Genomic DNA, 19,946 nt, shown 5'->3' with positions numbered 1-19,946 from the left:
TAGACGACCCCGAGGCGATTGGGAACTGCTCAGGTGGCCACGACCTCATACATCGTGAAGGTGGCGTCCTCCTGGGATGCGCTGGCCGCCTTCGCCCGCTGGAAGTCCTCCGACTGGAAGTAGGCCCGCATGGCGTCCCGGTCCTTCCAGCGGGTGACGAGCAGGATTTCAGGCGAGCGCTCGAACGAGCGCAGCACCTCCAGGCCCAGGAAGCCCGCGTGCCCGTCCACGCGCCGCGAGCGCTCCTGGAGGCGGTGGACCCAGCCGTCCGCCTCCTCGGGGGACGCGCGGAAGCGGGAGATGGCGACAATCATTCGGCCGTCCGGAAAAAAGAAGAACGGGGGCGCCCGGAAGCGGCTCCCGTGGCGCCCCCGAGGGGAGAAGCGCCCGGGAGCGGAAGGGCCGTTCCCGGGGCCTCGAAGCGGTGTCGGCGGGCTACATCGCCCCGGCGCCGGGCATCTCGCCCAGGCCGCGCAGCAGCACCTCGCGGGGCTTGGCGCCGTCCGCGGGGCCCACCACGCCGTCGCGCTCCATGCGCTCGATCATGCGCGCCGCCCGGTTGTAGCCGATGCGCATCTTGCGCTGGAGCATGGAGATGGAGACGGAGCGCATCTCGCTGACCGCCGCGAGCGCCTGGTCGTAGAGCTCGTCGGACAGCTCGTCCTCCTCGCCACCGCCGCCCTCGCCCTCCTCGTCGCGCGGCTTGAGGATGGACTCGTCGAAGACGGGCTTGCCCTGGGCCTTGAGATGGTCCACCGCCTTCTTGATCTCGTGCTCGGAGACGAAGGCGCCGTGCACGCGCTGAAGGTGGGCGCTCGTGGGCGGCATGATCAGCATGTCGCCCATGCCCAGGAGGGCCTCCGCGCCCACCGTGCCCAGGATCGTCATCGAGTCCGGCTTCGAGCGCAGCATGAAGCTGATGCGCGTGGGGAAGTTGGCCTTGATGATGCCCGTGACGACGTCCGTGGACGGACGCTGGGTCGCGACCATCAGGTGGATGCCGGCCGCGCGCGCCATCTGCGCGAGGCGCGCCACGTACGTCTCCACCTCGCGGCTGGCGACCATCATCAGGTCCGCGAGCTCGTCGATGATGACGACGATGTACGGCAGCTTCTTGAGCTCCTTCTTCTCCGTGGAGGCGGCCTCCGCCGGAGCGGCGGCCTCGCCGTCCTCCTCGAACTCCGCGTCCTCCTCGCCGTCGGCCTCCAGGGTGGGGGCGGGCTCGGAGACGATGGCCTCACGCAGCTCGTCGTCGTCCTCGCGCGGCATGGCCACGCCCAGCCCGTCGCTGGCGGAGGCGGGGGCCGCGGGGACGGTGCTGCCCTCCACGTCCACGACGAGCATCTTCTTGGGCTTGGACTTCTTCTTCGCGGCGGGCGCGGCGGCGGGCTTCTCCTCGGACGCCTGCGTCTCCACCAGCTTGTTGAAGCCGGCGATGTTGCGCACGCCCGCCTCGGACAGCATCTGGTAGCGGCGCTCCATCTCCTCCACCGCCCAGCGCAGCGCGAGCGCGGCCTTCTTGGGGTCGGTGACGACGGGGAGCAGCAGGTGCGGGATGCCCTCGTAGACGGAGAGCTCCAGCATCTTCGGGTCCACCATGATGAAGCGGACCTCCTCCGGCGTGGCCTTGAGGAGGATGCTCATGATCATGGAGTTCACCGCCACGGACTTGCCGGAGCCGGTGGTGCCCGCGATGAGCAGGTGGGGGGCCTTGGCCAGGTCGAGCACGTACGGCATGCCCTCGATGTCCTTGCCCACGCACATGGACAGCTTGCTGCTGCTCTTCTGGAACGTGTCCTGCTCCGCGATCTCCTTGAGGAACACCGTCTCACGGTCGCGGTTGGGCACCTCGATGCCCACCACGCCCTTGCCGGGGATGGGGGCGACGATGCGCACGCGCATGGCCTCCATGGCCATGGCCAGGTCGTCCTGGAGCGCGGCGATCTTGCTGACCTTGATGCCGGGCCCGGGCAGGAACTCGTACATGGTGACGACGGGGCCGGGGCGGATTTCGACCACCTCGCCCACGATGCCGAAGTCCGCCAGCTTCGCGCGCAGCTTCTCCGCCGTGACGAGGAACGCGTCCTTGTCCAGCGCGGAGCGCTCCTTCTTGTCCGCCTCCAGCACGTCCAGCGGCGGCAGGGAGAAGCTCTTGCGGTCGCCCACGAACTCGAACTGGTCCTGCGGCCGCTTCACGGCGGTGGGCTTGGGCGGCGCCTTGGGCTCCACGATGAGCGGCATGCGCGCCAGCGCGGCGGGCGGCGCGGGGACGAGGGCGCTGCCCGGCGCGGCGGCGGGCTGCTTCTCCGCGGCCACGGGCTTCGCGGCGGGCTCGGCGGCCGGAGGCGCGAGCGACGCGGCGGGCACCGGAGGCGTGGAGGGCCCGGAGGGCGGGGTGACGATCTGCGGCGTCTTGCGCGCGCGGCGCGGCGGCTCGCCAGCGTCCGCGCTGGCGGGCAGCTGCGGCTGGGGCGCGAGGAAGGACGCGGCCCAGGCCGGGTCGGCGCCCGGCTGGCGGCGCTCGGGCGGCAGCGAGGGCTGCTCCTCGGAGGCGTCGTCGCTCGCCTCGTCCTCGGACGGCTCCTCGCGGGTGAGCTTCTTCTCCAGCTTCTCGCGCTCCTTCTGCTCCTTGAGCGCCTTCTTCGCGTTGGCGACCTGCTCCTTCTCCGCCTGCTTCGCCAGGCGCACGGCCTCCTCGGCCAGGGCCTCGGCCTCCGCGGCCTCGGCCTCCGCGGCCAGGCGCTCGGCCTCGGAGAGCTCCTCCTCCTCGGCCTCCAGCTCCGCGAGGAACGCGGCCTCCTCTTCCCGCTCCTGCGCGAGCCGCTCCTGGCGGGCCGCGTAGTTGACCTTCTGCTGCTCCCAGAAGACGTGCGCGGCCTCGGAGACGCGGCGGCCCAGGACGGTGAGGCCGGCCCACACCAGCGAGCACAGCTTGAAGAACGTGTACTGGGTGCCCACGATGAGCGCCGCCGCGCTGATGGCGGTGACGAGGATGATGGTGCCGACGGTGGAGAACATCCCCTCCATCAGGCCGCCCAGGCTCGCGCCCAGCGCGCCGCCGGGCGGGTGGGCCCAGCCCTTGTCCTTGGCGAACATGAGCTGCGCGAGCACGGACACGCTGCACGTCAGCAGCGCCAGGGAGATGACCTGCGGCATGCGGCGCCGGTCGCGGTTGCCCACGAAGAGCACCACGGCGGTGTAGATGCCACCCACGGGGATGAGGTAGGCGCACACGCCCAGCGCGCCGCGCAGGGTCTCCGCGATGAGGTGGCCCATGGGGCCCACCGCGTTGTGGAAGCCGGGCCCCACCCGGTCATGCGCGTCGAACGTGGCGACCGCCAGCAAGGCCAGCGACGAGGCGGCCAGGATGAAGACGCCGACGAGCGCCCGTTTGGCGGGGCTGGCCGCGCCCGGCGCCTTCATCCGCTTGTTCGCGAGCGCCTTGCGACGCGTCGCGATCTCCTGCCGGGAGAGCACCGCCTTCTCCGCCCGACCACCCTTCTTGGCCGCTGTCATGGACCCCTGTTCCCTCTGCCCGATTCCAGCCGCGTAGCGAGCTGTAGCAATCCGCCCGGCGAGAATAGGGAGGGAGGGGGCGGGGTCAATTTTCCGGCAGGTGTCCGAGGGGGCGGGACGGGGCCTACATTTCGGGCGCGTCCCCGCGGCGAGAGGGTATGGTGCCCGCCGCCAAGGAGAACCCAAGACCATGTCCAACGTGACCCCTGACAAGCCCTCCCACAACGAAGACGACTACTTCGCGCGCGAGGAGATTGAAGCCAAGCGCAAGCTGGCCCTCCAGCAGTCCCAGGAGCTGGCCGCCCAGCAGCGCGAAGCGCTCAAGCAGCTGCACTACATGAAGTGCCCCAAGTGCGGCATGGACCTGCAGACGCTGAAGCAGGGCGACGTGGAGCTGGAGAGCTGCTTCAACTGCCACGGCGTCTGGCTGGACGCGGGCGAGCTGGAGCAGGTCATCAAGCAGCACGGCCACGAGGGCAGCGGCAAGGTGATGGGCGCCATCCTCAACCTGTTCAAGCGCACGCCGCCGTCTCCGTAGCCCCCCGAGTCCGGAGGAAGGAGGCTTCCCCATGGCCCTCACACTCGAGCAGGTCCGGCACGTCGCCACCCTGGCGCGGCTGTCGCTGACGCCGCAGGAGGAGGAGCGCTACGCCACCCAGTTGTCCGCGGTCCTGGACGCGGTGGCGGAGCTGGAGGCGCTCGACGTGAGCCAGGTGGAGCCCACCTCCCACGCGACGCTCGCGTCCTCGCTGCTGCGCGAGGACGTGCTGCGCCCGTCGCTGCCCCCGGAAGCGGGGCTCGCCAACGCGCCGGCGAAGGTGGGCACCGCCTTCGCGGTCCCGAAGATCCTGGAGTAGCCCGCCATGTCGTCGCTCACCGACCTGTCGATGCTGGAGCTGGCGGCGAAGCTGGCTTCGCGCGAGGTGTCCTCCGTGGAGGCCACGCGCGCGAGCCTCCAGCGCATCGCCCAGGTGGACCCGAAGGTGCGCGCCTTCCTGCGCGTGGACGAGGCCGGGGCGCTGAAGGCGGCCGAGGCCAGCGACGCGCGCCGCCAGGCCGGCAGCCCGCTGAGCGCGCTGGACGGCGTGCCCGTGGGCCTCAAGGACATCTTCCTCACGGAGGGCGTGGAGACCACCTGCGCCTCGCGCATCCTGGAGGGCTTCGTCCCGCCCTATGACGCCACCGTGGTGCGCCTGCTGAAGGAGGCGGGCCTGCCGCTCGTGGGCAAGCTGAACATGGACGAGTTCGCCATGGGCTCGTCCAACGAGTCGAGCGCGTCCTTCCCGACCCACAACCCGTGGGACCTGACGCGCACGCCGGGCGGCTCGTCCGGCGGCTCGGCCGCGGCGGTGGCGGCGCGCGAGGTGTTCGGCGCGCTGGGCACCGACACGGGCGGCTCCATCCGCCAGCCTGCGGCGCTCACCAACACCGTGGGGCTCAAGCCCACGTATGGCAGGGTGTCGCGCTACGGCGTCATCGCCTTCGCCTCGTCGTTGGATCAGCCGGGCCCCATGGCGCGAACGGTGGGGGACACCGCGGCGCTCTTCCAGCTCATCGCGCGGCATGATCCGCTGGACTCCACCTCCGCGGACGTGGAGGCGCCGGACTGCCTCACGGGGCTGGAGGACGGCGTGCGCGGCCTCAAGCTGGGCGTGCCGCGCGAGTACTTCGCGGAGGGCATGGACCCGGAGGTGGCGGGCGCGCTGCGCGCGTCGCTGGAGGCGCTGGAGAAGCTGGGCGCGACGCTGGTGGACGTGTCGCTGCCGCACACGAAGTACGCGCTGGCGACGTACTACCTGCTGGCGTCGTCGGAGGCGTCCAGCAACCTGGCCCGCTACGACGGCATCCGCTACGGCCAGCGGGCCAGGGACGCGCGCGGGCTCAAGGAGCTGTATACGCAGACGCGAGGCCAGGGCTTCGGCGCGGAGGTGAAGCGCCGCATCATGCTGGGCACCTACGCGCTGTCCGCCGGCTACTACGACGCGTACTACCTGCGCGCGCAGAAGGTCCGCACGCTCATCCGCGAGGACTTCACGAAGGTGTTCCAGCAGGTGGACGCCATCGTGTCGCCCACGTCGCCGGTGCCGGCGTTCAAGCTGGGCGCGAAGGTGGACGACCCGCTGTCCATGTACCTGATGGACGTCTACACGCTGCCGTGCAACCTGGCGGGCCTGCCCGGCCTGTCCGTGCCGTGCGGCTTCACTCAAGGCGGACTGCCCATCGGCATGCAGCTGTTGGGGCGCCCCTTCGACGAGGCCCGCCTGCTCCGCATCGCCCGCGCGTTCGAGCGCGAGCACGACTTCTTCCGCCGCGCCGCCCCCGTCTAGCGGGCGCGAGACAAGGGTGACACCGCCATGCCCCTGAGCGACTTCCAGACGGTCATCGGCCTCGAGGTCCACGCGCAGCTGCTCACGCAGTCCAAGATCTTCTGCGGCTGCTCTACCGCGTTCGGCGCGGAGCCCAACCACCACACCTGCCCGGTGTGCCTGGGCATGCCCGGCGTGCTGCCGGTGCTCAACCAGCGCGTGGTGGAGTACGCGGTGCGCACGGGCCTGGCGCTCGGGTGCACGGTGAAGCCCACGAGCGTGTGGAGCCGGAAGAACTACTTCTACCCGGACCTGCCCAAGGGCTATCAGATCACCCAGTATGATCAGCCCATCTGCAAGTGGGGCGAGCTGATCATCGACACGCCCTCCGGTGAGAAGAAGGTGCGCGTGCGGCGCATCCACCTGGAGGAGGACGCGGGCAAGAGCATCCATGACGCGTCCGCGTCCGCGGGCCAGAGCCTGGTGGACCTGAACCGCGCGGGCGTACCGCTGATGGAGATCGTCAGCGAGCCGGACCTGCGCGACGCCGACGAGGCGGTGGAGTACCTCAAGGCGCTGCGCGACGTGCTGGTATACCTGGGCGTCAACGACGGCAACCTGGAGGAGGGCAGCTTCCGCTGCGACGCCAACGTGTCGGTGATGCCCAAGGGCTCCACCACGTTCGGCCAGCGCTGCGAGCTGAAGAACCTCAACTCGTTCCGCTTCCTCAAGCAGGCCATCGAGTACGAGGCCGCGCGCCAGGTGGACGTCATCGAGTCCGGCGGCAAGGTGGACCAGGAGACGCGCCTCTGGGACGTGAACAAGGGCGTCACCCGGTCCATGCGCTCCAAGGAGGACGCGCATGACTACCGCTACTTCCCGGAGCCGGACCTGCCGCCGCTCCTCGTGTCGGACGCGCTGCGGGACGCGCAGCGGCAGGCGCTGCCAGAGCTGCCGCGCGCCAGGCGCACGCGCTTCATGGGTGAGTACGGCCTGCCGGCCTACGACGCGCGCATCCTCACCGCCGAGCGCCCGCTGGCGGACTTCTTCGAGGCCTGCGCGAAGCACGTCTCCGACGCGAAGAAGCTCTCCAACTGGTTCCTGGGGGAGCTGAGCCGCCTGCTCAAGGAGGAGGGCACGCCCGTCTCCGCGCTGCGCTTCACCCCGGCGCAGCTGGGCGAGCTGCTGACCACGGTGGAGAAGGGCACGGTGTCCGCGAACGCGGCGAAGGACGTGCTCGGGGAGATGTTCCGCACGGGCCGCGCGCCCGCGGACATCATCGCGGAGAAGGGCCTGGCGCAGGTGCGCGACGTGGGCGCCGTCGAGGCGGTGGTGGACGACATCCTCGCGAAGAACGCGGGCGAGGTGGAGAAGTACAAGGCCGGCAAGAAGAGCGTGTACGGCTTCTTCGTGGGTCAGGTGATGAAGGCCATGAAGGGCAAGGGCAACCCCGGCCTCGTCAACGAGCTGCTCAAGAAGAAGTTGGGGGATTAGCGAGGCACGGTGACGTGGAGCACGTCCTCGCCGCGCGGATCCGCGGATTGGGCGAGCACGTGCACGTCGTCTGGCCCCCGGCGCTCCAGGATGAGCGAGGGCGCCTCGAAGGTGTTGTCGAAGAAGCCGCCGGTGAGCTGTGGGCTCACTGCGTAGCGCACGTGCTTCAGGGTGCGCAGCTGCGTGAAGAGGCCCTCGTTGAACCACTGCTCGCTGCGCAGCTGCGTCTCGCCGGGCGCGTTGAAGGCCCAGGGCCCATCCCAGCTCCACGCGTTGGCGGAGGGCTGCGCGAGCACCTCCACGCCCAGCGCGTCCAGGTACTGCGCGCACGGCACGAACCAGGGCTCGCCGGACGTGTGGGGTTCGCGAAAGCCGTCGTAGCAGACGAGCGTGCCCAGCTTCCCGAAGGGCGTGTCCAGCACGGGCAGGTCCTCCGGGCGGCCCGGGCTCAGGTGCAGCACGTCCTCCTGCGTGGGCACCAGGTTCACCTTGCGCGTGACGCCCACGCAGTGCCCGTCCGGCGAGAACGTGTAGCTGGTGTTGAAGGTGCGCGCGCCCGCGGGCTCGTACTCGGGCGTGTCCGGGCCCAGGCGGTTCATGGGCAGGAGCGCGCTGCCGGCCACCACCCACAGCCCGAAGTCCCGCGCGATGCAGGAGAAGGTCTCGTACATGGCCCGGTGCACGCGGGGCGCCACCGTGGCGTAGAGGCATTCCTTCAGCGTCGGCGGGTGGAAGGCGCTCCACGTGCGGAACATGCCGAGCCACTCCGCGAGCGCCACGCGCGTCATCGCGCCATGCGTCGTCTTGCGGCGGCGCACGCGCGGCAGGTGCCCCATCAGCCCCAGCGCCGCGCCCACCATCTCCGGCCAGACGGCGAGCGCGGGGTTCAACGGCTGGCCCGACGCGTCCCGGGCACGCAGCGCGTCCACACGGGCAGCGAGCGCCCGGTGGCGCGCGGCGAATGTCTCCTGCGAGGCATAGTCGTCGAGCGCGACGCGCGGCTGGACGGCGAACAGGTCGAGGGCGGTGGCCACGGTGCCATGAGGATGGCATCGGCCCCTGGATGGCGCGAGCCTCACGGTCGGGGGAACGTCAGGTTCCGGCAGCGTCACCGTCGAGCCGCTCCCCGGAGGCCGCGATGCACATGGTGAGGACGCTCGACGTCGAAGTGCACCCATTCGTCGACACGACGGAGTCGCTCGCGGCCCGCGAGGCGAAGGCCTGGGGCGGGGCGCCCGACAACAGCGTGTGGTGGCTCATGGACGGGGAGGGCGAGGGCGATGAGGTCCTCCACTTCGCGGACGCCTGGGATACCTGGGAGCGGTTCACGCTGCCTCGCGATTCCCCGGACTTCCACTCCGTCCAGCCGCTCCCCGGCGGCGAGGTGCTGCTCGTGAACGCGCGGTGCCGCTACCTCTCCGAGCAGCAGCATGAGCGCAACGCCCACGTCTATTCACCGGAAGGCGCGGTGCTCCGGGAGCTGACCCTGGGCGACGACATCGCTGACGTGCAGACGACCTCTGACGGGCAGGTCTGGGTGAGCTACTTCGACGAAGGCGTCATCGGCAACCGGGGCTGGGGCGGCAAGGGAACACGGCGGCCCATCGGCGAGGACGGCCTGGCGTGCTTCGATGCGCTGGGGCAGCGGCAGGAGCGCGGGGTGCGGATGGCGGTGTCCCAGCGCATCGTGGACTGCTACGCGCTCAACGTCGCTTCGGAGCAGGAGACCTGGTTCTACAGCTACACGGACTTCCCGCTCGTGCGCATGCGGTCCGGTCAGCCCTCCACGGTCTGGCAGTCACCGGTGCGGGGCGCGCACGCCATCGTCGTCAGCGACACGCACGTCCTGTTCGTGGGCGACGATGACGATGCCTGCCAGCTCCAGCTCTTCACGCTGTACGACCGGGGCCACCAGCGCCTGGCCCCCGTCGCCCGCGTGGTGCTCACGGACGAGACGGGCCGCCCGTGGCGGCCCTCGTGGCTCAGGGGCCGGGGGCCCTGGCTCCATGGCGCGGAAGGGGCTCGCCACTTCCGCGTGCCGATGGAGGCGCTGATCTCCCGGGCGGCGGCTACTTGAGGAAGCCCAGCTCGCGCAGGCGCTGCTTGAGGAACGCGTCCGCGGTGATGGGCGGGTGGCGCGCGGGGTTGTCCGGCGTCTCCGTCTGCGGCAGCGGCTTCAGGATGCAGTCGGAGAACGGGTGCACGAAGAAGGGCATGGAGTAGCGCACCGTGTCCTGCTCCAGGCTGGGCGGGTTCACCACCCGGTGCGTGGTGGACGGGATGACGCCGTTCATCACCCGGCTGAGCATGTCGCCCGAGTCCACGACGATCTGGCCACGCAGCGTGTCCACGGGGATCCACTCGCCGTCGCGCGTGAGCAGCTCCAGGCCGCCGGCCGTGCCCTCGCACAGGAGCGTGATGAAGTTGATGTCCTCGTGCTCCGCGGCGCGCACCGCGCCCGGGATGAAGCGGTCCTTCAGCGGCGGATAGTGGATGAGCCGCAGCACCGAGTTGCCGTCCACCGTCATGTCGCTGAGCGTGTTGCGCTCGATGCCCAGGTACTCCGCCAGCGCCTGGAGCATCACCGTCGCCGCGCCGTCCAGCTCCCGGTAGAGCGTCAGCGTGTGCTCGCGGAAGGTGGGCACCTCCTCCGGCCACACGTTGGGGCCGTAGTCCTCGCGGTAGGGGTGGTCCACGGGCAGCTCGCGGCCCACGTGCCAGAACTCCTTCAGGTCCCCCACCTTGCGGTTCTTCGCGTGCTCCTGGCCAAACGCCATGAAGCCCCGCTGCCCCGGACGCTCCGGCACCGCGTAGCGCGACTTGGTGGACTCCGGCAGTTGGAAGAAGCGCTCCACGTCCGCGTACGTGCTGCGGATGAGCGCGTCGTCGACACCGTGGCCCTCCACGGTCACGAAGCCGAACTCCTTGAGTGCGTCGCCAAACACCTGGACGAAGCGGGCCCGCTCCTCGGGAGTGCCGGAGCGGTAGTGGGACAGGTTCACGGTGGGAATGCGTCGAGCCGAGCGGGACATGCCGCGCATCCTACCCGCGTGACACCTTCCTGACACGTCGCAGTCCGCCGCCCAACCGTCACCCTGGCCCCAGGGCTGGATGCCCCCGCACTTTGCGACATCCACCCTTGTTGGCAGTGGATGCCGGGCTTCCTGGATGTGCAGATTGGGCAGGAAATTGGCCAGGGGGGTGGTATGGCCGAAGTCGCGAGGAACGAGCGCACGTGCTCTGCGTGCGGGCGGGGACATGGCGCGGAGGCGTCGTGCGACACGCTCGTCCGGGAGGCGGGGAGCGGCGCGGGCGGGACCCCGGAGGCGCCGGCCGCCGTGGCCCTGGTGGAGGAGGTGGATCCGCTGCTGGGGACCCAGCTGGGCAGCTTCCGGCTGGTGCGCCGGGTGGGCCGGGGCGGGATGGGGTCCGTCTACCTGGCCGAGCACGTGTCCATTGGCAGCCGCGTGGCGGTGAAGGTGCTGCACGAGCACCTGACGCGCTACCCGGAGCTGGTGCAGCGCTTCCACGCCGAGGCCCGGGCGGTGAACCTCATCGGGCACGAGAACATCGTCAGCATCTTCGACCTCAACGCCACGGCGCCCCGGCCCTACCTCATCATGGAGTTCCTGGAGGGCGCGCCGCTGTCGGCGTGGGTGGGGACGGCGATGTCGGCCGGGGCGGTGGTGCCCATGCTGACCCAGGTGTGTGACGCGCTGCATGCGGCGCACGCGCGGGGCATCGTCCACCGCGACCTGAAGCCGGACAACATCTTCCTGGTGAAGCGCGGGCGGGGGATGCCGTTCGTGAAGGTGCTCGACTTCGGCATCGCGAAGCTGGTGGACGCGAGCATGCCGGAGACGGTGGCGGGCATCATCGTGGGGACGCCGGAGTACATGGCCCCGGAGCAGTCCCTGAGCCGGCGCCTGGATGGCCGCGCGGACCTGTACGCGGTGGGCGTCATCGCCTACCAGTTGCTCACCGGGCGGCTGCCCTTTCCCGACGAGGGGCTCACCGCCCAGCTCGTTGCGCACCAGACGCGGCGGCCTCCAGCCCCTCGCTCCATCTGCCCCTCGGTGCCGGCCGCGCTGGAGGCGGTGGTGCTGCGCGCGCTGGCGAAGAGCCCGGAGGAGCGCTTTCCCCACGCGCTCGCCCTGCGCGCCGCGCTGGAGCAGGCCCTGGCCGCGCGGACGCCTCCGGCGCGCGGGGCCGCGGACCCACCCCGTCCCACGCCGGCGAGGGCTCCTCCGGGGATGCCCGTGGGGCCTCGGCGCACCCCTCCGCTGGAGCCCCCGGGTGCGTCCGGAGGGAAGACGCTCCCGGTGCCCGTGCAGGTGGTGCTGCACCCCGGCGCGCAGCCCCGGGCCTTCACCGGCTCGGACCTGACGCGCGGGGGCGTGTTCCTGCACGCCATCGGTGAGCTGCCCCCGCTGTTCGCCCAGGTCCAGGTGGTGTTGCCCCTCTCCACGGGGCCGCTGTCCGTCATGTGCGAGGTGGTGCGCCACGTCTCGCCCGAGCAGGCCCGGGTCTGGAGCATGAGCCCAGGCTTCGGCGTGCAGTTCATCGCGCCGTCCACCGCGCTGAAGGTCCGGGTGGAGCAGCACCTCGCCGGCGTCCTGACCTCGCCGCCCCCCGCGCCCCGGGAGCTCCCGGACGACGCGGAGGCCGAGCGCGTCCTGGCGCTGTGGCGCGATCAGCTGGCCGCGGAGGGCACCCACTACACCGTGCTGGGGCTGCCGCCGGACGTGGAGCTGGAGCCCGCGCGGGAGCGGGCGCGCGAGCTGTGGAGCGCCCTGTCCGAGCTCCGGCAGCGGCCCCTGTCGCGCGGGCAGCGCTCGCGCCTGGAGTCCATGCTGATCCGCGTGAGGAACGCGGGCGACACCCTGGGCGTGCCGCAGCGCCGGGCCCGCTACGACGCCCGGCTGGGCAATGCCCGGGGCGTGGCGCGGTGCCTGGAGGCGGGCCTCACCGCGCTCCAGACGGACGCCCTGCGCCGCGAGTTCCTGGCCGAGCAGCCCCAGGCGGTGGGCACCGCGCGGGTACACTTCCTCACAGGAAGCGCCCTGGAGCGGGACGGCCAGCTCCAGCGGGCCCTGGAGGCCTACGAGCGGGGCCTGGAGCTGGATCCGCTGGAATGGGAGTACCAGCAGCGCCGCCGCGTGGTGGGCCGGGCGCTGGGGGCGCGGCTGGCCCACGTCCGAAATGAAAGGGCCCGATTCCCTGGGGAGGGAACCGGGCCCTGAGTCCACGGCGAGGGCCGCGGAAAGGCGACGACTACTCGCCGCTCACGTTGCAGGCGGCGCTCACGCCGGAGAGCTTGCTGACGCAGGACGCCAGGCGCTCACCGAACGCCTCCTGCTCGGCCTGGGTCTTGTCGGAGCAGCCCTTCACGTCCTTCAGGCAGTCCGCGTACTCGCTCAGCTTGTCCTTGTCCGCGTCGCTGCAGGAGTCCAGGGCCTCCTTGCAGGAGTCGATGTCCTCGTCCGTCGGCTTCTCGAAGCCGGTCGTCGGGATGCCGCACTCCTCGACCTTGTCGATCAGGCTGTCGAACGCGTCGGAGGTGTCGTCACAGACGTTGCCGCCGCAAGCGGTGAGCGAAAGTGAAGCCATGGCGGCCAGACCGAACAGGATCTTCTTCATGATGGTTCTCCCCCTCGGGGATGAGGTACAGGTGGAAAGCAACCGCGCGCATCCTAGTGGGCGCGCGTCTGCGGTCCAGTGGACTTTATTCCGGGGGTCCTATTCAAAAGCAAATAGGGAGCCGGGGGCCGGGTTGATCCGCCAACTGCCTTGACTCCCCCCCGGGTTTCTCGTAAGTCCCGCCGTCTTTTAGCGCGCCGGGCGGTCCGCCGTCCGAAATGCGCGTTGGATTCCATGGGTTGAACCAACCCGAAGCTGACAGGGGTTCGACGATGTACGCAGTCATTCGCACGGGCGGAAAGCAGTACCGCGTCGCCGAGGGCGACGTGGTCCGGATCGAGAAGATCGCCGGTGATATCGGCGCCGAGGTCTCGTTCACCGAGGTCCTGCTGCTGGGCGGCTCGGAGAGCCCGAAGGTGGGCCAGCCGACGGTGGCGGGCGCGAAGGTCGTGGGCAAGGTGCTGGCGCAGGACAAGCACCGCCGCGTCCTGCACTTCCGGAAGGAGAAGGAAGGCTGGACCCGTCGCCGTGGCCACCGCCAGCCGTACACCGAGGTGAAGGTCACCTCGATCTCCGGCTAGCCGTCTTTCCGGGCATTCCCCACACGAACTTCAAGGAGCAGGTGTCATGGCCCATAAAAAAGGTCAGGGTTCTTCGCGCAACGGGCGTGATTCCAACCCGCAGTACCGTGGTGTGAAGGTGTACGGCGGTGAGACCATCACGGCGGGCAGCATCCTCGTCCGCCAGGTCGGCACGGTCATCCACCCGGGCACGAACGTGAAGCTCGGTCGCGACTTCACCCTCTTCTCGACGGTGGACGGCGTGGTGAAGTACGAGCGCCTCGGCCGCGACAAGAAGAAGGTGTCGGTGTACCCGGCCGCCGCCGAGCAGGCGAGCGCCTAGTCTGTGGCCCTGGGGCGACCCAGGGCCCGGGCATTACCGAGCGGGTCGTTCCCGGTCCTCCGTTCCCTTGGGAACGGGCGGACGCGAGGACGGCCCGCTTTGTGTTTTTCCAGGAGGGCAGTCGCCCCATGAAGTTCGTCGACGAAGTACGCATCTACGTGAAGGCGGGAGACGGTGGGAACGGCGCCGTGGCCTTCCGGCGGGAGAAGTTCATCGAGCGCGGCGGTCCCAATGGCGGGGACGGCGGCAACGGCGGCTCCGTGGTGTTCGTGGCGAACCCGCAGCTGACCACGCTCCTGGACTACCGCTACCAGCAGCACCACCGGGCGAAGAGCGGCGAGCACGGCATGGGCAGCGACTGCAACGGCCATGGCGCCGAGGACCTGGTGCTCCAGGTGCCGGTGGGCACGCTGATCCGCGACGAGCAGACGGGCGAGCTGCTGGTGGACCTGAGCGATCCGGGCCAGCGCTTCGTGGCGGCCAAGGGCGGCCGGGGCGGCCTGGGCAACATGAACTTCGCGACCTCCACGCGCCAGACGCCGCGCTTCGCGCAGGACGGCACGAAGGGCGAGGAGATCACGCTGCGGCTGGAGCTGAAGCTGCTGGCGGACGTGGGCCTGCTGGGCTTCCCCAACGCGGGCAAGAGCACGTTCATCTCGCGGGTGAGCCGGGCGCGGCCGAAGGTGGCGGACTACCCGTTCACCACGCTCGTGCCGAACCTGGGCATGGTCCAGTACAAGGACAACCTGTCCTTCGTCATGGCGGACATCCCCGGCATCATCGAGGGCGCCAGTGAGGGCGTGGGCCTGGGCCACCAGTTCCTGCGCCACGTGGAGCGCTGCAAGGTGCTGGTGCACCTCATCGACATGGGCGCCGAGGGCGAGGGCCGCAGTCCGCTGGACGACTTCGACATCCTCAACGCGGAGCTGAAGAAGTACAGCGCGGAGCTGGCCAACAAGCCGCAGGTGGTGGCCGCCAACAAGCAGGACCTCACGGAGGGCCGCGAGCGGCTGGGGCCCTTCACGGAGGCGCTGCGACGCCGGGGCATCCGCGTGTTCCCGGTGTCCTGTGCCACGGGTGAGGGCATGCAGCCCCTGATGGACGCGGTGGCGGAGGTGCTCTTCACCGGCCGCACCGACAAGCTCCACGTCGAGGCTCCGGCGAAGAAGGCTGCCACGAAGGTTTCGGCGACAAAGGTTGCAACCAAGGCGCCCGCGAAGAAGACGGCGCGCAAGGGGGCGGCGAAGAAGGTCGTCGCGAAGAAGACCCCGCGCAAGCCCGTGGCGAAGAAGGCCGCCGCGAAGAAGACCCCGCGCAAGCCCGTTGCGAAGAAGGTAGTGCGCAAGGCACCAGTGAAGAAGGCGGTGCGCAAGGCACCAGTGAAGAAGGCGGTGCGCAAGGCGCCAGTGAAGAAGGTCGTCGCCAAGGCGTCGGCGAAGAAGGCCGCCCGGAAGGCTCCGGCGAAGAAGTCCGGCGGGAGGCGCTGAGTCGATGGCTGGTGGAGGCCCCCGCTACGAGAGGTTCGAGCGCGAAGCCGTCGAGCCGGAGCAGTTCCTGCTCGACGTGCGGAAGGAGAAGATCGACCGCGTCGTCAGCCAGCGCACGCGCAACTTCGTGGTGGTGCTCGACCGGCTGGAGGACAACTTCAACATGGCGGCGGTGCTGCGCACCTGCGAGTCCATGGGCGTGCAGGAGGTGCACGTCGTCATCAACCCGGAGGCGCCCTTCATCCCCAACTCGCGGGTGGCGCAGGGCTGCGACAAGTGGTTGGACGTGCACCTCTACAAGACGTTCGCGGAGTGCCGTGAGCACCTGAAGGGGCGGGGCTTCAGCCTCTACGCGTCAGCGCTGCGCGAGGGTGCCACCAACCTCTACAGCCTGCGCTTCGACACCAAGTTCGCCATGGTGTTCGGCAACGAGCGCTACGGCGTGAGCGACGACGTCCTCACCGGCGTGGATGGCACCTTCTGGGTGCCCATGAAGGGCTTCAGCCAGAGCCTGAACATCTCCGCGGCGGCGTCCGCCAGCATCACCCGGGCGGTCGCCTGGAGGGACGAGCACCTGGCGGGGGGCTCCGGAGACCTGACGCCCACGGAGGCCCAGGAGCTGCGGGAGCGCTTCTACCTGCTGGGCGTGAAGCAGCGGAAGCGTCTGGTCAAAGCCACACAGCGGTGAATGCCGGTCCCCCGGGGGCCGTCCGGATGCGGTAGATGGTCCCTGCGGGCGCCTTGGGTGCCCGCTCCGGAGGCGCACGCCATGTTGCTGGAATCCCTGCTCATCACGCTGCTCACGCAGGCCCCCACCACGGCCGCCCCCACCGCGCCCGTGGCGAAGCCCGCGGTCGCCGCCAAGGCTCCCGCCGCCGCGCCCAAGCCGGCTGCGCCCTCGGATGCCGGCACGGCCGCCATGCCCCCCGCCGCGAAGCAGGGCGACGCGAGCGTGGCCGCCGGCGCTCCGAAGCCCGCGCCGAAGCCGATGACGCCCGAGGTGAAGACGCTCGTGGACCGGATGCAGGCCTTCTACGAGAAGACGAACGACTTCAAGGCGGGCTTCAAGCAGGACTACAAGTACAAGGCCTTCCGCCGCACGCAGACGTCCACGGGCACGGTGACCTACAAGAAGCCGGGCCTGATGCGCTGGGAGTACGAGAACCCGTCCAAGCGGACGTTCGTGCTCGCGGGCAACAAGGTCTACATGCACGACCCGGAGGCGCAGACGCTGTCGGTGGCGGCCATGGACACCAGCCAGCTGTCCGCGTCGGTGACGTTCCTCTTCGGCCAGGGGAAGCTGGCGGACGAGTTCGCCATCACCAAGGGCGACTGCAAGGACTGCAAGGGCACGCTGCTGGTGTTGGATCCGCTGAAGAACGAGCCGCGCTTCCGTCAGGTGCGCCTGGAGGTGGACCCCTCGACGGCGCAGGTGCTCAAGAGCACGGTGGTGGATCCGGACGGCAGCGAGAACACCATCGCCTTCCTGGACCTGAAGACGAACGTGGGCGTCTCCGCGGACAGCTTCAAGCTGAACCCGCCCGAGGGCACCCGCGTGGACGACTTCACCAAGAAGGCGCAGTAGGACGGCCCGCCCTCCATGCGCGGCGTGCTGCTGGCGGGATGCGTGCTGCTGGGCGCGGGGTGTCACTCCGCCGCGCCCCCAGGCCCTTCACGTCCCACGAGCCTCGTGGGACAGACGCTGCCCCTCCTGTCCTCACCCGCGCTGCGGCTGACGGTGGCGGGGCGGTTGGGGAGCCGGGCCGTGCCGGTGGTGCTGGACGTCACGCGGCCGCTGTCGCTCGTGTCCACAGCCTGCTTCGATGGAGCGCCGCCCGCGCCCGCCGGGACCGCGCGCGTGCCGGAGGCCTCGGGAGGCCATCGTTCCTGGCCGGAGGTGCCGGCCCCGCCGCTGACGGTGGGGCCGGTGGCGCCGCCCCTGCGCACGCTGCTGCTCTCGGGGGAGACGGGCTGCTCGGTGACGCTGGGACAGGACGTGCTGGCCCCGTATGCCCTCACGGTGGAGCCGCTGCGCCGCGAGGTGACCTTCACCGCGTCGCGTCCCCGCGAGGCCTACGACGCGGAGCTGCGCGCGTCGGACGCGGCGCGCGAAGCGCACGTGGTGGAGCTGAGCCGCGAGCCGCTGGGGGACTGGCCGCTCCTCGCCGTGCAGGTGACGCAAGGGGACGCGAGCATCACCGGCCCCTTCGTGCTGGGCACGCGCGAGCCCTTCTCCCGGCTGGCGGTGGACCCGGCGCTGGGGCAGGGCTTGCAGCCGCTGGAGACGGCCGCGGGGCTGCCGCCGCGCACCTTCGCGGTGGACTCGGTGGAGGTGGCGGAGGGGCTGGGCGTGAAGCCGCTGGTGATGGAGGCCGCGGGGCGCTGGCCGTCGCAGAGCAGCCTGGGCCGCCTGGGGCCGGACGTCTGGGGCCGCTTCACCGCCACCGTGGACGCGCAGGGTGGGGCGCTGGTGCTGCGCAGGCCCCACGTGCGCATGCCCGAGGGCGGCGGCCGTCAGCAGTGCGCGGGTGAGGGGGGCGCGTTCAGCGAGGAGGCCTGCTACGGCATCTTCGTGCGCGCGGAGCCTGACGGCGCGGTGGCCCTCTCCGGCGAGGTGTTTCGCGACGTGCCGGAAGGCGTCCGCCTGTACGTGGAGCCCCGGGGCGCGGACGGCCAGCGCCTGGAGACGGGCTGTCAGGTGGGCCTGAGCTTCCCGAGCACCACACGCGGCGCCAACACGCAGCACCGGCTGCCGTGGGCCTCCCTGTCGAAGACCCTGCCCGCGTGCCACGCGGCGCTCCAGGGCGCGAAGGGCTACGCCGTGTCGCTGGTGGAGGAGGGGCGCCAGCCCGAGTGCCCCACGACCTGCGCCTTCGTCACGGAGTCCGCGTCGCGGCGCACGGTGTGCGAGTGCCAGCCCACGCCGCTGGGCGAAGGGGTGGCCGTGCCGACGAAGGGCTCGGGTCCCCAGCCGCCGCCCGTCGAGGAGCGCGAGCTGGAGCCCGAGGACCCGAAGTAGCGCCAACGGAGGGCTCGGGCCCGCGGCTTCCATCCGCGGACATCGCGAGCGGATGCCCGATGCATCGGCCTGGCGTGCTGGCCGGTCGCGACGTGCCGACATCCACGAACGACTCGGGCCCGCGACCGCCTCCGGTGGGGAGGCGGGGCGGGCCCGGGGCACGGCCTTCGCGGTGACGGACTACTCCGGCCGCGGCTCCGGCGGACGCACCAGCGCCTTCAGCGGCACGGGCGCGGGCAGGGCCTCGCGCGGGGTGTGCGTGCGCTGCTTCGGATCCGGACGCTCCACCACGCGGGCGATGAGGTCGTAGTCGTGCGCCTCCGTCACCTCCACGGTGACGAACTCGCCCGGGTACGCCAGGCCGTCGTTGATGTAGACCTGCCCGTCGATTTCTGGCGCCTGCCCCTCGTGGCGGCCCACCAGCAGGTGCTCGGACTCCTCGCTGGGGCCCTCCACCAGCACGGTGAGCTTCTGGCCCACGAGCTTCTTGTTCTGCTCGCGGTTGATGCGCTTCTGGATGGCCATCACCTCGCGCCAGCGGCGCTCGATGGTCTTCGCCGGAATCTTGTTCGGCAGGTCGAACGCGGCGGTGCCCTCCTCGTCCGAGTACTGGAACACGCCCAGGCGCTGGAAGCGCTGCTCCTTCACGAACTCCTTCAGGAGCTCGAAGTCCTCCTCCGTCTCACCCGGCAGGCCGACGATGAGCGAGGTGCGCATCACCAGGTTCGGCACGCGCTCGCGCAGCTTGGTGAGCAGCTCCTTGAGGAACTTGGAGTTGCGGCCGCGCTTCATGGACAGGAGCAGCTTGTCGCTGGCGTGCTGCACCGGCATGTCCAGGTACTTGGCGATCTTCGGCTCGGTGGCGATGACGTCGATGAGCTCGTCCGGGAACACGCGCGGGTAGGCGTAGTGCAGGCGGATCCACTTCACGTCCACCTTCACCAGCTCCTTGAGCAGCTCGTGCAGCTTCGGCTTGCCGGGCAGGTCATGCCCGTAGGCCGTCAGGTCCTGCGCGACGAGGTTCAGCTCCTGCACGCCGCTGTCCGCCAGCTTGTGCGCCTCCGCCAGGATGTCCGCCACCGGGCGCGAGCGCTGGCCGCCGCGCAGCGTGGGGATGATGCAGAACGCGCAGGCGTTGTCGCACCCCTCGGAGATCTTCAGGTACGCCGTGTACTTCGGCATCGAGTTGATGCGCGGCGTCTCCGCGTTGTGGATGTAGTCCGGATCCGGAATCACCTGGCGCGGCGTGGCCTCCGCCGCCAGCAGGTCGCCAATCTGGGCGTACGCGCTGGTGCCCAGGAAGTGGTCCACCTCCGGCATCTCCTGCGACAGCTCCTGGCCGTAGCGCTGGGACAGGCAGCCGGTGACGACGAGCGTCTTGCACGCGCCCGACTTCTTCAGCTCCGCCATCTCCAGGATGGAGTCCACCGACTCCTGCTTCGCCGGCCCGATGAAGGCGCACGTGTTGACCACGATGACCTCGGCCTCCGAGGCCTCCTGCACGAGCGAATAGCCGCGGGTGCGCAGCGTGCCCAGCATCACCTCGGAGTCCACCCGGTTCTTCGGGCAGCCGAGGGTCAT

General features: G+C 70.6%; 18 protein-coding genes. 12 read left to right on the top strand and 6 right to left on the bottom strand.

Features of this window, described 5'->3' with window-relative positions; translation table 11 throughout:
• Window positions 1–29: 29 nt before the first annotated feature.
• Window positions 30–314 (bottom strand): antibiotic biosynthesis monooxygenase, encoded by a 285-nt coding sequence (locus tag U8525_RS20710; RefSeq protein ID WP_374268008.1) that lies wholly within the window; start codon window positions 312–314, stop codon window positions 30–32.
• Between the two features lie 121 nt (window positions 315–435).
• Window positions 436–3,516: a DNA translocase FtsK 4TM domain-containing protein gene (locus U8525_RS20705; RefSeq protein WP_374268007.1), complete on the bottom strand. Its 3,081-nt coding sequence runs from the start codon at window positions 3,514–3,516 to the stop codon at window positions 436–438.
• A 190-nt stretch (window positions 3,517–3,706) separates the two neighbouring features.
• Between U8525_RS20705 and U8525_RS20700 the strand changes: the two genes are divergently transcribed.
• Genes U8525_RS20700 through gatB form a run of 4 tightly spaced genes read left to right on the top strand, consistent with a single transcriptional unit; the run spans window position 3,707 to window position 7,316 of the window.
• A complete protein-coding gene (locus U8525_RS20700) occupies window positions 3,707–4,054 on the top strand; it encodes a zf-TFIIB domain-containing protein (RefSeq protein WP_374268006.1) in 348 nt (115 codons plus the stop codon).
• 31 nt (window positions 4,055–4,085) lie between these two features.
• Window positions 4,086–4,373 (top strand): Asp-tRNA(Asn)/Glu-tRNA(Gln) amidotransferase subunit GatC, encoded by a 288-nt coding sequence (gene gatC, locus U8525_RS20695; protein WP_120523770.1) that lies wholly within the window; start codon window positions 4,086–4,088, stop codon window positions 4,371–4,373.
• Between the two features lie 6 nt (window positions 4,374–4,379).
• Complete coding sequence (gene gatA / locus U8525_RS20690) at window positions 4,380–5,843, top strand: Asp-tRNA(Asn)/Glu-tRNA(Gln) amidotransferase subunit GatA (protein WP_374268005.1); 1,464 nt, start codon at window positions 4,380–4,382, stop codon at window positions 5,841–5,843.
• Between the two features lie 27 nt (window positions 5,844–5,870).
• Window positions 5,871–7,316 carry an Asp-tRNA(Asn)/Glu-tRNA(Gln) amidotransferase subunit GatB gene (gene gatB / locus U8525_RS20685; protein ID WP_374268004.1) on the top strand — a complete coding sequence of 482 codons (1,446 nt, stop codon included), beginning with the start codon at window positions 5,871–5,873 and terminating at the stop codon, window positions 7,314–7,316.
• Here gatB and U8525_RS20680 read toward each other — a convergent pair.
• A complete protein-coding gene (locus U8525_RS20680; RefSeq protein ID WP_374268003.1) occupies window positions 7,313–8,350 on the bottom strand; it encodes a carbon-nitrogen hydrolase family protein in 1,038 nt (345 codons plus the stop codon). The two genes, gatB and U8525_RS20680, sit on opposite strands and share 4 nt — an antisense overlap.
• 104 nt (window positions 8,351–8,454) lie before the next feature.
• Between U8525_RS20680 and U8525_RS20675 the strand changes: the two genes are divergently transcribed.
• Window positions 8,455–9,393: a hypothetical protein gene (locus tag U8525_RS20675; protein ID WP_374268002.1), complete on the top strand. Its 939-nt coding sequence runs from the start codon at window positions 8,455–8,457 to the stop codon at window positions 9,391–9,393.
• Here the strand turns inward: U8525_RS20675 and U8525_RS20670 are convergent.
• The gene (locus U8525_RS20670; protein WP_374268001.1) at window positions 9,386–10,348 is read right to left on the bottom strand and encodes an isopenicillin N synthase family dioxygenase; all 963 of its coding nucleotides are present in this window, start codon (window positions 10,346–10,348) and stop codon (window positions 9,386–9,388) included. The two genes, U8525_RS20675 and U8525_RS20670, sit on opposite strands and share 8 nt — an antisense overlap.
• A gap of 174 nt (window positions 10,349–10,522) precedes the next feature.
• Here U8525_RS20670 and U8525_RS20665 point away from each other — a divergent pair, with 174 nt between their 5' ends.
• The gene (locus tag U8525_RS20665; protein WP_374268000.1) at window positions 10,523–12,559 is read left to right on the top strand and encodes a protein kinase; all 2,037 of its coding nucleotides are present in this window, start codon (window positions 10,523–10,525) and stop codon (window positions 12,557–12,559) included.
• Window positions 12,560–12,590: 31 nt separating this feature from the next.
• Here the strand turns inward: U8525_RS20665 and U8525_RS20660 are convergent, their stop codons facing one another.
• Window positions 12,591–12,956, bottom strand: a complete 366-nt coding sequence (locus U8525_RS20660; RefSeq protein WP_374267999.1) for a hypothetical protein — start codon at window positions 12,954–12,956, stop codon at window positions 12,591–12,593.
• 272 nt (window positions 12,957–13,228) lie between these two features.
• Here U8525_RS20660 and rplU point away from each other — a divergent pair, with 272 nt between their 5' ends.
• The 6 genes from rplU to U8525_RS20630 all read left to right on the top strand — a co-directional run bounded on the left by rplU (window position 13,229) and on the right by U8525_RS20630 (window position 18,365).
• Window positions 13,229–13,537: a 50S ribosomal protein L21 gene (gene rplU / locus U8525_RS20655; RefSeq protein WP_014394222.1), complete on the top strand. Its 309-nt coding sequence runs from the start codon at window positions 13,229–13,231 to the stop codon at window positions 13,535–13,537.
• Window positions 13,538–13,583: 46 nt separating this feature from the next.
• Window positions 13,584–13,859: a 50S ribosomal protein L27 gene (gene rpmA, locus U8525_RS20650; protein WP_014394223.1), complete on the top strand. Its 276-nt coding sequence runs from the start codon at window positions 13,584–13,586 to the stop codon at window positions 13,857–13,859.
• 128 nt (window positions 13,860–13,987) lie between these two features.
• Entirely contained in the window at window positions 13,988–15,346 is a 1,359-nt protein-coding gene (gene obgE, locus U8525_RS20645; protein WP_374267998.1) for a GTPase ObgE, read from the top strand.
• Window positions 15,347–15,350: 4 nt separating this feature from the next.
• Entirely contained in the window at window positions 15,351–16,034 is a 684-nt protein-coding gene (locus U8525_RS20640; protein ID WP_374267997.1) for a TrmH family RNA methyltransferase, read from the top strand.
• An 81-nt stretch (window positions 16,035–16,115) separates the two neighbouring features.
• Window positions 16,116–16,931: an outer membrane lipoprotein carrier protein LolA gene (locus U8525_RS20635; RefSeq protein WP_374267996.1), complete on the top strand. Its 816-nt coding sequence runs from the start codon at window positions 16,116–16,118 to the stop codon at window positions 16,929–16,931.
• A 15-nt stretch (window positions 16,932–16,946) separates the two neighbouring features.
• Complete coding sequence (locus U8525_RS20630) at window positions 16,947–18,365, top strand: hypothetical protein (RefSeq protein ID WP_374267995.1); 1,419 nt, start codon at window positions 16,947–16,949, stop codon at window positions 18,363–18,365.
• 180 nt (window positions 18,366–18,545) lie between these two features.
• Here the strand turns inward: U8525_RS20630 and rimO are convergent, their stop codons facing one another.
• Complete coding sequence (gene rimO / locus U8525_RS20625) at window positions 18,546–19,946, bottom strand: 30S ribosomal protein S12 methylthiotransferase RimO (protein WP_374268100.1); 1,401 nt, start codon at window positions 19,944–19,946, stop codon at window positions 18,546–18,548.

This window comes from Corallococcus sp. RDP092CA, assembly GCF_041903675.1.
Taxonomy (GTDB): Bacteria; Myxococcota; Myxococcia; order Myxococcales; family Myxococcaceae; genus Corallococcus.
The sequence above is the reverse complement of the archived record's forward strand: the minus strand, read 5'-3'. Positions and strand labels throughout refer to the sequence as shown.

Bases quoted from the DNA above. Each gene is read 5' to 3' on its own strand.
- U8525_RS20710 (WP_374268008.1), bottom strand. From the start codon at position 314: ATGATTGTCGCCATCTCCCGCTTCCGCGCGTCCCCCGAGGAGGCGGAC.
- U8525_RS20705 (WP_374268007.1), bottom strand. From the start codon at position 3,516: ATGACAGCGGCCAAGAAGGGTGGTCGGGCGGAGAAGGCGGTGCTCTCC.
- U8525_RS20700 (WP_374268006.1), top strand. From the start codon at position 3,707: ATGTCCAACGTGACCCCTGACAAGCCCTCCCACAACGAAGACGACTAC.
- gatC (WP_120523770.1), top strand. From the start codon at position 4,086: ATGGCCCTCACACTCGAGCAGGTCCGGCACGTCGCCACCCTGGCGCGG.
- gatA (WP_374268005.1), top strand. From the start codon at position 4,380: ATGTCGTCGCTCACCGACCTGTCGATGCTGGAGCTGGCGGCGAAGCTG.
- gatB (WP_374268004.1), top strand. From the start codon at position 5,871: ATGCCCCTGAGCGACTTCCAGACGGTCATCGGCCTCGAGGTCCACGCG.
- U8525_RS20675 (WP_374268002.1), top strand. From the start codon at position 8,455: ATGCACATGGTGAGGACGCTCGACGTCGAAGTGCACCCATTCGTCGAC.
- U8525_RS20670 (WP_374268001.1), bottom strand. From the start codon at position 10,348: ATGTCCCGCTCGGCTCGACGCATTCCCACCGTGAACCTGTCCCACTAC.
- U8525_RS20665 (WP_374268000.1), top strand. From the start codon at position 10,523: ATGGCCGAAGTCGCGAGGAACGAGCGCACGTGCTCTGCGTGCGGGCGG.
- U8525_RS20660 (WP_374267999.1), bottom strand. From the start codon at position 12,956: ATGAAGAAGATCCTGTTCGGTCTGGCCGCCATGGCTTCACTTTCGCTC.
- rplU (WP_014394222.1), top strand. From the start codon at position 13,229: ATGTACGCAGTCATTCGCACGGGCGGAAAGCAGTACCGCGTCGCCGAG.
- rpmA (WP_014394223.1), top strand. From the start codon at position 13,584: ATGGCCCATAAAAAAGGTCAGGGTTCTTCGCGCAACGGGCGTGATTCC.
- obgE (WP_374267998.1), top strand. From the start codon at position 13,988: ATGAAGTTCGTCGACGAAGTACGCATCTACGTGAAGGCGGGAGACGGT.
- U8525_RS20640 (WP_374267997.1), top strand. From the start codon at position 15,351: ATGGCTGGTGGAGGCCCCCGCTACGAGAGGTTCGAGCGCGAAGCCGTC.
- U8525_RS20635 (WP_374267996.1), top strand. From the start codon at position 16,116: ATGTTGCTGGAATCCCTGCTCATCACGCTGCTCACGCAGGCCCCCACC.
- U8525_RS20630 (WP_374267995.1), top strand. From the start codon at position 16,947: ATGCGCGGCGTGCTGCTGGCGGGATGCGTGCTGCTGGGCGCGGGGTGT.
- rimO (WP_374268100.1), bottom strand. From the start codon at position 19,946: ATGACCCTCGGCTGCCCGAAGAACCGGGTGGACTCCGAGGTGATGCTG.